The 12,150-nt window shown below is 42.0% G+C and carries 15 protein-coding genes and 2 tRNA genes; all 17 read right to left on the reverse strand.

The window, feature by feature from the left end:
• Positions 1-5 precede the first annotated feature (5 nt).
• The 17 genes from ACGHCK_RS05655 to ACGHCK_RS05735 all read right to left on the reverse strand — a co-directional run bounded on the left by ACGHCK_RS05655 (position 6) and on the right by ACGHCK_RS05735 (position 12,141).
• On the reverse strand, positions 6-1,088 hold the full coding sequence (locus ACGHCK_RS05655; RefSeq protein WP_271327979.1) for a nucleoid-associated protein: 1,083 nt from the start codon (positions 1,086-1,088) through the stop codon (positions 6-8).
• A 184-nt stretch (positions 1,089-1,272) separates the two neighbouring features.
• Positions 1,273-1,343 (reverse strand) — tRNA-Trp (locus ACGHCK_RS05660).
• Between the two features lie 565 nt (positions 1,344-1,908).
• Positions 1,909-1,981 (reverse strand) — tRNA-Phe (locus ACGHCK_RS05665).
• A gap of 196 nt (positions 1,982-2,177) precedes the next feature.
• Positions 2,178-2,582 carry a DUF722 domain-containing protein gene (locus tag ACGHCK_RS05670; protein WP_251421136.1) on the reverse strand — a complete coding sequence of 135 codons (405 nt, stop codon included), beginning with the start codon at positions 2,580-2,582 and terminating at the stop codon, positions 2,178-2,180.
• A 225-nt stretch (positions 2,583-2,807) separates the two neighbouring features.
• Positions 2,808-3,053 (reverse strand): hypothetical protein, encoded by a 246-nt coding sequence (locus tag ACGHCK_RS05675; RefSeq protein WP_251421139.1) that lies wholly within the window; start codon positions 3,051-3,053, stop codon positions 2,808-2,810.
• A complete protein-coding gene (locus tag ACGHCK_RS05680) occupies positions 3,050-3,442 on the reverse strand; it encodes a hypothetical protein (RefSeq protein WP_251421161.1) in 393 nt (130 codons plus the stop codon). Before ACGHCK_RS05680 ends, ACGHCK_RS05675 begins: the two co-directional genes overlap by 4 nt.
• Before the next feature lie 83 nt (positions 3,443-3,525).
• Entirely contained in the window at positions 3,526-3,882 is a 357-nt protein-coding gene (locus tag ACGHCK_RS05685; RefSeq protein WP_251421162.1) for a DUF1064 domain-containing protein, read from the reverse strand.
• Positions 3,872-4,096 carry a hypothetical protein gene (locus ACGHCK_RS05690; RefSeq protein WP_251421164.1) on the reverse strand — a complete coding sequence of 75 codons (225 nt, stop codon included), beginning with the start codon at positions 4,094-4,096 and terminating at the stop codon, positions 3,872-3,874. The genes ACGHCK_RS05685 and ACGHCK_RS05690 overlap by 11 nt, the downstream gene beginning before the upstream one ends.
• Complete coding sequence (locus tag ACGHCK_RS05695; RefSeq protein WP_251421166.1) at positions 4,086-4,313, reverse strand: hypothetical protein; 228 nt, start codon at positions 4,311-4,313, stop codon at positions 4,086-4,088. The genes ACGHCK_RS05690 and ACGHCK_RS05695 overlap by 11 nt, the downstream gene beginning before the upstream one ends.
• 317 nt (positions 4,314-4,630) lie before the next feature.
• Positions 4,631-6,901: an AAA family ATPase gene (locus ACGHCK_RS05700; RefSeq protein ID WP_271327980.1), complete on the reverse strand. Its 2,271-nt coding sequence runs from the start codon at positions 6,899-6,901 to the stop codon at positions 4,631-4,633.
• A gap of 2 nt (positions 6,902-6,903) precedes the next feature.
• Complete coding sequence (locus ACGHCK_RS05705) at positions 6,904-8,499, reverse strand: DEAD/DEAH box helicase (RefSeq protein WP_251421170.1); 1,596 nt, start codon at positions 8,497-8,499, stop codon at positions 6,904-6,906.
• A complete protein-coding gene (locus ACGHCK_RS05710; RefSeq protein ID WP_251421172.1) occupies positions 8,489-8,740 on the reverse strand; it encodes a hypothetical protein in 252 nt (83 codons plus the stop codon). Before ACGHCK_RS05710 ends, ACGHCK_RS05705 begins: the two co-directional genes overlap by 11 nt.
• Before the next feature lie 2 nt (positions 8,741-8,742).
• Positions 8,743-9,306: a hypothetical protein gene (locus tag ACGHCK_RS05715; protein ID WP_251421174.1), complete on the reverse strand. Its 564-nt coding sequence runs from the start codon at positions 9,304-9,306 to the stop codon at positions 8,743-8,745.
• Positions 9,307-9,321: 15 nt separating this feature from the next.
• The gene (locus ACGHCK_RS05720; protein ID WP_251421176.1) at positions 9,322-10,341 is read right to left on the reverse strand and encodes an ATP-binding protein; all 1,020 of its coding nucleotides are present in this window, start codon (positions 10,339-10,341) and stop codon (positions 9,322-9,324) included.
• Position 10,342: 1 nt separating this feature from the next.
• The gene (locus ACGHCK_RS05725) at positions 10,343-10,597 is read right to left on the reverse strand and encodes a hypothetical protein (RefSeq protein WP_251421178.1); all 255 of its coding nucleotides are present in this window, start codon (positions 10,595-10,597) and stop codon (positions 10,343-10,345) included.
• Between the two features lie 9 nt (positions 10,598-10,606).
• Positions 10,607-11,863, reverse strand: coding sequence for an AAA family ATPase (locus tag ACGHCK_RS05730; protein ID WP_271327981.1), 1,257 nt, complete (start codon positions 11,861-11,863; stop codon positions 10,607-10,609).
• Between the two features lie 59 nt (positions 11,864-11,922).
• A complete protein-coding gene (locus ACGHCK_RS05735) occupies positions 11,923-12,141 on the reverse strand; it encodes a hypothetical protein (RefSeq protein ID WP_251421182.1) in 219 nt (72 codons plus the stop codon).
• Between the last annotated feature and the right edge of the window lie 9 nt (positions 12,142-12,150).

The following is a 12,150-nucleotide window of genomic DNA, read 5'->3' on the forward strand; positions in this document are numbered from 1 at the left end:
CCAAGTTATATTGTCTTTTCTAATTTTATTGCATCTCTTTTTACTTCTACTATTATATATGGTTCATCTTTTTTTTCAAGGTTTTTAATTTTTACATCCCCTTCTTCTATGCTCTTTTCTGAGATAACCAAATTAATATTTTTCCCTCCTTTCAAATCTTTAATAATGTTTTTCGAGAATCGACTGGATTCTGCAGTAAAAGAATAAGTAATTGCTGAACTTTGTTTTTTAGCTTCTCTAAAAACTTGCAAACTCAAATCGTCCACATCAATACTATCTTTTTCTAGTTTATCTTCGGATAGAAATTTAGTTTTTAGAGTATGAGTTATACTATCAAAATTTGAATCTCTGCGTGTTGAGAACATATTTCTTATCTCATTTTGTATGTCCTTCTTTTTGAAGTCTGGCAAAAGATACTTACTTAAGACCTTTGGGAATGCCCTAAGCAGAATCTTAGTAACTTCTGTCGGTTTATCCGGGATAATTTCACTATTTAAAAAATCCATAAAATGATTAGTGATATCTGGAGTTTGACGATCAATAACAACTGCATGTCGTATACTCATTTCATCATCACCGACAGTAGTTTCTTGTTCTTTTTTAAAAGTCAAACTTTCTCTTTCAAATACAATTGCTGCTTTTTTTAATTTTGCTCCAGAATCAGGTAACAAATCATTTATTATAGATAAAATATCACCGCTAAGTTGAAGCCCCTTTTTAGCTTCCATTGTGAGTACTCCAAGACATTTTTCCCCTTCATAACTTGAGTCAAATATAATAAGTAGAAAATCTTTTTTCTGTGCTTGAGCCAATTTATTATAAAAACGAGTATTTAAAAGCTTTGATTTTTGATCAAACTTATCATAAGAATCAAATATTCCCTCAAAATATTGCAAAAAAGGAGAATCTATTTTTTTAAACCTACTATTTCTTGTTCTTTTTGATTCTAAAATATCTTTAACATGTTTATTAAAAAATTTTTGAATTTCTTCTGTTAAAGCTCCACTTTCAGCAGTATAGATTTTCCCTGCACTAGGCTTCATACCTGATTCAGTAATTTTATAATGAAAAATCCTTAAGTATTCCAATGTTTAGGTTCCTCCATAATAATACATTAACCCTTATATTATAGCACTAATAATAAAAATATAAAAATACCTGTATTTTTAATTGTTAGATGTTTAAATATATTCTACAGTTAATTGAAAAAATTCAAAAAATTATTATTTAAAGGAATAATCATATCAAAAAAATCTCAGTAAATACCTGCTACAGATTATGCTGGAATCGAACCAGCGCTAACAGTTTTGGAGACTGCTGTACTACCACTATACGAATAACCCTTAATTGTGCGGTTTTTCTCCAACCACAATAACACTCTCATTATTAAGCGACTGACTCAATAGGCTCTACTTAAAGGAGCAACTCTCTAAGCTCCTATTGCTTCTCTTTTAACGTCAGGGCTGAGAACGAAACTCACCAACTTTCACATGATACAGATTTAATATGTTAGCAATATAATCTGTTAGGTTGCCTTATGCTACTCGTACTAAGCGCTTTTCTTATACCAGAATTTCTTCTGTTCACGGCAAATCGGATTGTTTTGCAATTACTAAGGTTTTGAAGAAGATTGCAAACTCCTACCACTAACTTAGCCGAACGACCAGTTACTATTTCCTGCGCCGTCCAATTCTATCCAACGAAAAGACCTATGCTCTATGATTATGTTATTGTGGCACGCCTCCATTTTCACACTAGCTTTTACTAGTTCCTCTATCTCTCACGAGCTTTGGATGACTTTCCAGCAGGGCTATCACCATGCCTCATGTTAGCTACTTTAGGTACTTCCACAAGTACCAAAGAAGGCTCTCGGACAAGTATCACCTTGCTTCAACCGAGATGCACAAATGGGAACTTCAGGAATTGAACCTGAGACACATAGAACTTCAATCTACTGCTCTACCAACTGAGCTAAGTTCCCAAATGCTGGTTTTATCGTCCAGCAACGTCTCGCTACGTAAAGTAGCTCCTAACAGCTATGAACAATGTCAGCACTCTTTACTCAACCGAACTTTTTCATGTGTCTTTGCTTATTTGTTCATGATACAAGTATATCACTGAAAACATGGTCTGTTGTCCACATTATGTGCTATTTTTGTCCAACGGATGTGCAAGCATTATGGCTCCAATCCCGACCATCTTATAATCTCTGCTTTTAGCTCTACATAGCGATTATGAACTGTGCTTCGACTCATTCGCATTTCTTGCTCAATTTCCCATTGTTGCATATTCTTTTTCCAGCGGAGTTCACAGATCATCTTGGCATCTGGGTAAGAATGATACCATGCTTCAATCTGGTTCTTCTGATACTTTAGATTGATTATTTCTGGGTCATTCTCAATCTGCTCCTTAAGTAAAATAGCGCGCTCTTGTTCAGATACACCGCTATATGCAGTGCGAATTCCGAGATTATCAATCTTTGATTTATACCTGTATCTATTTTCAATAGCTTCAATACGCTTGTCAATAAACCCGTTCACATAATCACGAATAAGTCGATCTATTTTGTCAATCTTAGCCATTATTAACACCTCCAAAAATGATATAATAGTGTTAGTAACATAGTATTTGTCAAGCCCGTCGCCAGCGGGCTATTTTTAATGTAATAAATTGTCTAAATTTCCTGTTAACATTGCAACAATCACAATTGCACTTAAGCAAATAAGAACCAGTATAAGAACTATTTCATTACCATGTAAGTTTTTCATCCTACTACCTCTGTTTAATCGCATATCATCCCTCCTTACCTAACAGCAGCCTGCATCTTGAAAAATGTAAATACGTTCTTCTGTTTCAGTTGTTTCAAAAACCGCACTTGGTTCTGGCAACTCTCTCAGCACAGGGTACTTACTATATTCAGATTCCTCATCATTAAGCTCTTTAACTTTTCGCATATATACATCTAGAGCATCACGTCCTACGACAACCAAGCCGCCGCCGTCATGATAGTAATCTGTTAACCCTTCAATATATTCAAAAATATAAACTTTCATTCCTCAACCTCCACAAGCTCAACACCTAGCGCCTTGCTTGCGAGATAGGCAACTGCTAAAGCATTAGCATTTTCAGTTTGTCTATCCCAAAGAAGCAACCGTTTGTGTTCTTTCTCGCTAAAATGCATTCTTGAAAGATTATATATGCTCGAAATACCAACGTCTTTCGGATAAAGTTTTTCGAATCCAACATCCAACAATTCCGCAATTTTCTTCGGTATGCTGAGCTTGGGCTGATTATTTAACGTTGCTTTAGCGTAATCTTGAACATCAGACATTTCAAACGGTAAATCATAAATGAAAATCTGATCACATCCCCAATGATATTCACGACTTGCATTTGCTATTTTTTCTAAAGCTTCAGTTGCTGTTTTTGCTTTAAATTCCATTTTACTCATCTTCCTCTCCTATGTCTGCGAGTGCTTTTTTAATCCATTGTTTATATTTTTCTTTCATGCTTCCTCCGCCTTCTTCATATTGTTTTCTCCTCAAATTCATCTTTTCGTGCCACTTTCTTTGCAATCGTGATAGGCAACCCGTACCGATTCGCAAACATTTTGGCCTTTATTTTGAACTCAGGCAAAAGCATCCCTTTCACGTCCACGACTTTAACCAGTTGCCCAGCCTCATCATAGAAAGTAAAGTCCGGCTTGTAGGCAATCTCACGGTATGCCTTGCCATTCATTCGGAATTTCTCTTGCAAGACAAACTTTTCTTGCATCCGCATGTTCGGATTGTGCTTGTGCAGCTGATAATAAATGCTTTCCGCTTTGCTGTCGAATGTGATGTCATCAACAGTCACTTTCTTTGCGCCGTATTTATGCGCCATCCTTCGCCTCCTTATAGGTATCATCTAGCCAGTCCATGAGCATGAAAGTTTGCTTCATGGCCAGCGGGTGATTATTGTATTTTGTTGATAATTCACCAAGCGACATGATCACCCATGTCCAGAAATCTTCTTCAAAAAATCCGAGTTTGATCGCCTGTGAATTACACTTTTCAATCCATTCTTTTACGTCGCTGAAAAATTTTTCATAGTTCATAGTCGTTGCCTTGCCACCTTCCTGTGTTGGGGTCATAGACAATCAGCTCATTTGTCTGCATCAATCTGAAAAACCAATTCATAGCTTCATCATCATTTTTCAAATAATTCATGACTTCGCTTTTTTCATAGCTAAACTCATGACCAGGAATCGTGTGATAACTCGGAGGCATTTTTCTAACACCATCCAACTTTTTTGAAATTCTACCTTTTTTCATTTCACTTTTTTTCAACCTCATTTTTCTAATTTTTCCATCCACCTCGCGCGATCGGTGGGGGTGTCATTTACTTGTCAAAATCCGCATACCCAGAAACGGATTTGACTTGTCAATACACCTACACACCCCCGTAATTCTAATAACAAAGTTATAGAATTCACTGACACCCTTTTTTTGACAGTGTCAAACTGTCAATTTATACCCTTTTTTGATAGTGATTTAGGGTGTCACTTTTCCGATAATTGACAGGTTTGACAGGGGTATCAATTTCTTGTTAAATTGATAGGTTTGACAGGGGTTTCATTTCTAATGAAATACTAATCTAGCTCTAACCTCATAGAAACAAAACCTTCCTCATCAATCATCAAAACATCCTGATTTTTCAGCCAATTCTTGATTGTATTTCTTGATTTTTCAAAATAGCTTTCAAGCTTACCGATTCTGACAACGCCATCCCCTTCATCAAGGATTGAGAATGCCGAGATTAGTTCATCAGTTGTTTTCTTCTTGCGTTCGGCTTTCTTCTCTGCAGAGTCTCGGGATTTAACGGCCGCTTTTCGCTGATTATAGGGCTTATCCGTCCCCACATAGTCCAAGTCTTTCAACACACCCACCTCATCATGAACGTGAAGCGGATAGTTGAACCACAGATTGACTGGTTCAAACTTGGGAAACTCCCGCAAGGTTCCTTCAAGGCGCCATGCTGTCTGTAATTTGACCCGTTTTTGTACTTCTCCAAGCTCAAAACCTGATATCTGCCAAGCTCTATCATCTCCAAGCGCCGCAGCTAAGTGCTTGCGCATTTCTGCAGCCGATAAGAAATCGTCTTGACCAATCTCGTTTAAATAGCTCGGATTTTCATCACGAATTTTCTCAGCATAGAAGTTAGCCGTTGCCCGCTTCCCTTGCATATCTCGCAAACTGTCAGTCACTTCAAGCTCTATCAAGTCAAGGATAGCATCCGGATCACGCGCAAACACGCCAGACCCAGAAGAACGGTCCATGGACGACTTGCCCCCCTGTGCACCTTTTGAATGGTGGTGACAGTAGATGACAGACGTGCCAAGCTCAGCCGCTACTTTGTCAAAGTTATTGGTAAACTTAGCCATTTGTTCCGCATCGTTCTCTGACCCCGTCAAGACTTTATAAATCGGGTCAATGATAACCGCATCAAACTTCTCTTTCTGGGCTCGTCTTATCAGTTTAGGAGTCAGCTTGTCCATCGGGATTGAGTGTCCCCGCATGTTCCATACATGGATGTTCTGGATATTGGCTGGCTTGATGCCCATGCCTTGGTAAATATCCTTGAAACGTTTGTAGGCTGATGGGCGGTCAAGCTCCATGTTGATATAAAGCACCTTGCCACGCTCACAGTTGAAGCCAAACCAAGGCAGGCCCTCAGCGATAGAAATAGACATTTCCATGAGTGCAAAGGATTTCCCTGCCTTGGACGGTCCAGCGATAAGCATTTTATGCCCTCGGCGTAGCACATTGTCGATCAATACTGGTGCAAGCTGCGGGTCTTCCTCGAACATGCCGGCCAGACTTTCGAACTCTGGCAAGTCATCATTCAAGTCCTCGATCCATTCATGCCATTCTTCCCAGCTGGATTTCCCGATATTGGTATCTATCAGAAACTGCTTGTGTTCCCCACGTATTACGCCAGGCATCCGAGACAATCGGGACGGGTTCTTGTTCTGGCTATCAACTTGCAAGCCATTCTTGTTACAGATTTTGTAGAGATATTCAACCCGCTTTTGATATTCCGCATAGTTGGCAGCCTCCACTTTGACGATGGCATGGACGGACTTTCCGCCCGAATAGACCAAAGCTGCGATAGGTAGTTCAAGCTCACGCATGATGGCGTTCTGCTTTTCAAGACTCATATTATCTGACTCCACTAGGGCAAACTTAAAGTCTGTGACATTCTCGTTTTTGACCCCTTTACCGTCCAGCGGGTTGAATCGAATCCACGCGCCAGCTTCTTTCTTAGAGTCACCAACTGCCCAGCCTAGGTCTTTTTGGTCTTTGTACTTCTCCAAGTCGTTGAGGATTTCCTCGGCTGTCTTGGTGTAGACACCAGACCCTCTGACCGAGTATTTTCCGTCTTCGCGTTGCCAGGAGTCCACCACATAACCGATGTGATCGTCATTGCTGAAAAGCGTTTGAATATAGGTTTGCAGTTGCTCAACTGGATTCCAGTTGTCGCCCGGCTCTTGAATTTCCTTACCCTCGACCCAAGCCTTATCAACAAAGCGATAATCACGCTCATAGCTGATTTCATCGTCCCAGCCGAAGGTCTCCATGCCGTCGCCTTCATATTGGCGAGATAGCCAGCCGTTTTCTTTTGCCTTCATAGTGATAAAGGCACCAGTTACGGGCTGACCACCATTGTGGCCAAGTGAAGCCCACTTGCTTTCCATTTCATGCGCATTGTAGCGACTGTCAGCCTGTGACCAGACATCCCAATCATGGAAGTCATAACCTTCATGTTTCAAAGCCATGCCCACAGATACCCACTCCAGATAATCCAGAGAGCTAGGTGGAATGTATTCAAGGAGCGGTAATAAGTCAAATTTTTCTTCCATGATCAAGCTCCTTTGTACTCACTAGGTTTAATGTCCGCAGGGATTCGCCAGCCGTTGCCCGCGATTCTATCAATCAATGCACGCGCATTGTTGAAAGACCAAGTCCCGACATGCTGGAAGCCGCGGCTTTCAAGGAAGCGAATTTGCTTCGGTGTGGTCAGACTTGCTGCTTTACGTTTGTTCAATTTGTCCAGCAAGACCGTTGCCTTGCCTGCATTTTCGATTTCTTCTGGGAAAATCCCGTATTTTTCAAGTGCTGCAAGTTGCTTATCGCTTGCTGGACCCATTTCCCAGGCAAAGCTTGGGCTGTAGTTAATGAGGTCTTCCGACTGGATAGACATTTCAAACTGCAAGGGGTCAACCAGCTTGCGTTTGCGTTTCTTCAATACTGCTAGCTGTTCAGCCAGTGCATTTTCTCGGTCTTGAACGACTTCGCCCTCTGCGGTTTCCGCAACCTCTTCTAGGTCGAAGGGGATAGGCTCGCCGTCTTCTTCAAGCTCCGCCATTTTCTCGGTCATCTTCTGTGCGATTTCTTCATCTTTGGCGATAAGGTGTGCCGGATGAACCAGCTCATGGCGTTCAGTATGCCAAAGGAAGTCCAAAATCAAACAGTCTTCCTTGCCCTCTGCCAAACGCAAGCCCCGGCCGATACACTGCACATAAAGCGGGCGCGACTTTGTAGGTCTAAGCATAATCACACAATCAACTTCTGGAGAGTCCCAGCCTTCAGTCAAGAGCATTGAGTTACATAAGACGTTATACTTGTCATTATCGAAATCTTCCAAAATTTCAGCACGGTCTTTGGACTCCCCATTGACCTCCGCAGCTTTAAAGCCTTTTTCATTTAGGATGTCACGAAACTTCTTGGAGGTCGCAACCAATGGCAGGAAAACCACAGTCTTTCTGTCTGAACAATACTTAACCATCTCATCAGCAATTTGATAGAGATAAGGGTCTAAGGCAGAGCCAACATCAGATGCCTTAAAGTCACCAGCCGACATGGAAACGCCAGACAAGTCAATCTTAAGCGGAATAGTCAGAGCTTTCATCGGTGACAGATACTTGTTCTTAATAGCCTCAGGTAGTGAATATTCATAAGCCAACGATTCAAAGAACTGACCGAGATTTTTCTTGTCGGTACGGTCAGCTGTGGCTGTCACGCCCAGCACCTTTGCACCGCTGAAGTAGTTTAAAACATTCTGATAGCCATTGGCCATGACATGGTGAGCTTCGTCAACGATGATGGTGTCATAATAATCAGGCGGAAACTGCTTGAGGCGCTTTTCTCGCATGAGGGTCTGGACTGATCCGACTGTCACACGGAAAAATGAATTTTTAGCCGTTTCGTCCGCCTTTTCCACCGCAGACCTTAGCCCTGTGACCTTGTAGAGCTTATCAGCCGCCTGATTCAACAATTCCCCACGATGTGCCATGATCAGCACTCGCTCTCCTTGACTGACCAAGGTGCGCGTGAGGTCTGAGAATGTCACAGTCTTTCCCACCCCTGTTGGTAAAACAAGCAGCGTATTCTTCACGCCGCTTGCCCATTGTTCTTGTATTTTTTCATTTGCTTCAATTTGATATGGTCTAAGCTCCATCTTTCTCTTCCTCTAAGTCAAGTGTCATCTGCGGGTTAGCTTCTTTGTCCAACTTATCGCGCATGGCCACAGCTTCATCAAATTCATCATCTTCTGTAAATTTGACGGTTACAGACATTGAATTCATTTTGTAAGAAAAATCATACTCGTTATCAAGCAGCCATTGCATGAATTTCTTGGTTGCTTCCTCAAATTGAAATTCAAATTTTCCCGTAATTGTTTTAGTTACATATAAATCCATGTTTATCCTCCGAAGTTATATCCGCCAGTCTGCACTCCTGGGAATGGTTTGACAGGTGGCTGTGTTTGCGGCTGCGGTTGTTGCGTTGCTGGTTGAGCTTGTGAGTATAATTGGTCTTGTGGTGACCACGTTGCAGGCTCGAGGAATGCCTTAATATCATTGGCTTGACCGGGGTTTCCGTCTTTGTCCGTATAGTTACGTACTTTGACCTCAGCTTGTCCTGTTGCACCGAGTACCGCTTGCCAATTCGGGCGCACAGGCTCGCCTTTTTTCTTCTGACCAATTGCCACAAAGAATTGAGATATGCGCCACTCTCCTTTTTTATAAAGGTAAAGTTTTTCTGTTAGCGTTGCGGTCTCTCCTGTCGTGGGATTCGTAACTCCAAGTGTCAGAACAGCCATGTTGGTACCCGTTGGGACTTTACTTGTGAAGTTTGGATTCGGTTGATAAACGCTGCGCTCAAAGTTGGTTACTTTGAATGGATAGTTGCCCGCAGGCAAGAGGGTAAAGTTACTTTCGTTTGAGATTTCATCATCCCAGCCAAATGTTTGCATTTCGTCATTCATATTTTAATTCTCCTTTTAATAAGCCCGTTTGGCTTTGATTTGTTCAAAAATATTGTTCCATTGTGCGACAAGCCCACCTTGAACCAGTTCGTCAGGGTAATCCTTGACGGGTGTTTCTGGTGGCATGTAGCCTTTTTCAACTACAATGGCTTTGATTTCGTCCTCCGTGACCTCATTAGCGGCCATGAGTTGAGCAAGTGCAGGGTCAATCTCTGGATCAATGGCGCTTGGTTCACGCGCAAATTGATTTTCTCCCACAATCTCACCACCACCTGGCACCCAGTTACCTCCTTGTGGCTCAGGTTCAGGCACTGTCACAGGTGCTTGAAAGATATGTGCGATATTTGCAAAGTCAAAAGGTAATTTGTCGGGTAAGTCGTGTCGGTTCTTAGCGTCCCAGACGGGGTGGTGGGTGGTAAACATGACACGCTGGCCGCCTGTCGCTTTTTTAGATTGCGTTTTGGCATCCGTGACGATGGTGGTTTCATAGTTTGCAAAGAGGAGCATATCAGCCCACTCTTTGAGCAAAGGCGCTGACTGCTTGGAAAGTTTGAGCTGGTAGCGGTCAAAGGCCCCCATCTCGTCGGGCTTTTCAAATTTCTTGATTTCCGCATGAGCGGTCACCACAACGTTGATTCCCAAATCGGTTAAATCAGATAGCTTATTGAGCAATTTCCCGAATTCCTCTTTGACCATAGTGTAGCCCTTGCCATAGCTCAAGTCCTCAATAGAGTTGATGTTATTGCGTGCGATAACAGCATTGTTAGTTAAGGTTTCCGCCCAATCAGCCGTGTCAATAATTAAAGTTTTCCACTCCATTTTTTGCTTGACATGTTCAACTTCATCTAAAATCATTTGCCAACTGGTCGGCTTCGGAAGTCGTTTAACGTCCATGTTTTTTGTTGACCCTTCCGTATCGATAAATACAGGCTTTGGAAACTGTGAAGCAAAGGTAGATTTTCCGATACCTTCAACGCCGTAGATGACAACCTTTTGTGCGATCGCTGTCGGTCCGCTTGTAATATTAAAATTCATCTTATATCTCCTCTGGTTCTTCTTTGATATATGGCGTGTCTTTAATCAATCCTTCTGACTTGAGACGTGCATAATTAGCGCGTGATTTAACAACCTTTGCATAGCTCTTCATGCACAGGATTTGCTCATACAACATATCGTGCTCATTCTGATCTAACATCAGTGTTACAGAAGCGATTTCAGCTCTTGCAATGTCTGATGATAATTCTAAATATTTATCGCGCAAGTCATTAATAAGTCCTTCTGGTGTTTTCATTTTGTTCTCCTAAAATTGATACTTTGGTTTTTCTGGTGCTGCCTGTGCAACTTCCTCGCCATAGCCATCGCTGATGATAATTGAGCACTCATCGCCTGTGGAAACTCGTGTCGCGATAGCTTGCAGTTCCTCCTGTTCTAGCCATTGTCCGAACTCCTTGAGCGTGTCAAGGTCCATCTGCTCCAGCTTGTCGATTAAGATAAAGCCACAGTCTGGTTTGAGCTTACGTACAATGGCAGTCGATACCTTGAGCTGTTCAGCCCCTGACATGTTGTCCCAGCGTTGACCTTTATAAATCAGCTCGCCTTCGGAAACAGATAAGTCAGACAGTGGCAAGTCGGCATCTTCAAGCAGCTTGGATTTTTCCAGTCGCACTTGTTCGATTTCATTCGTCATGGTGTCATACTGATCTTTATATTCCTGTGCGTCCTCATTTGCCTTGTCTTTGTCAAAGTTAGCCCGCACCTTGCGATTCACGTCATCAATCTGTTCAATGTTGCGCTCAAGCTCCTCGGTTGACTCATCTTGTAGGTCAAGCGCCGACTTCTCAGCGATTTCAAGTTGTCGTTCAACTTCGGCGCGTTCTTCAATCAATCTAGCAATCTCAGAATCAAGCTTTTCTTGTCGCTCTTTGAGGCTATCCCTCTGGGCTCGTATGCGCCCATTTTCGGCATTTTTCGCCAATATGGCTTGTTGTTCACGGATTAACTCGGACGCGCTAACAAGCTCCTTAGGGGCTTCTGTATAGTAGTTCATTTCAGCCGCAAACTTTTTCTTTTGGTCTGCGATTTGCCCAATGGTTCGGCGCCTGTTGTAAAGCTCTGCTTCCTTTTTCTCCAGCTCAAACAGTTGGTCGCCAACTCCGATGATCTGGAGCAAGATTTTAGCCTTATCCGCATTTGATGAATCTATGAACTTTGGCAAGTTAATCGCCAACTCTTCCACGAAGCTATTAAGCAGCTGTTGCCCAGCTTTGTTTCCACTTGGGTCAATGACTTTTAAATCACTGTTTTTACCGTCTCTGCGGATTTCCAAGCCGTTACTCATGACAATGTGCAGATTTGGCGGCAGTACGCTGCCCTCGCGTTTTGCTTGGCTAGGCTTGTATTTATTGCCACCAAGCGCCCAGGCAATAGCATCCAAGATTGAGGTCTTGCCTTGCCCGTTGCGACCACCTATCACAGTCAAGCCGTTCTTTGTAGGTTCAAGTTTTACTGCTTTAACCCGTTTTACATTTTCAATTTCAAGTTTATTGATTTTAATCATGTTTCCTCCGAATTTTTGATATAATCAGAGTAGAATCTTGCAAAGTTTCTACTCAGCTCCTAGTTGCCGCCAGGAGCTTTTTTGCTTGCCATGACTTGCCGATTCAAATCATTGATAATGAGTTGATTATCTTCATCCTTGCGGTCAAAGAATTTATGGAGGTCTTCAGCATACGTTTCCCAGTCTTCCCAACCTTTACGAAGATATTCAACTTCTTTCCGTAAAAATTCATTTTCTTTTTCAAGCTCTTTTTCACGAGCTGATTTTATCCCGAACATTTTTAATCA

The sequence above is a fragment of the Lactococcus muris genome (assembly GCF_042849115.1).
In the GTDB taxonomy this organism is placed as follows: domain Bacteria; phylum Bacillota; class Bacilli; order Lactobacillales; family Streptococcaceae; genus Lactococcus; species Lactococcus muris.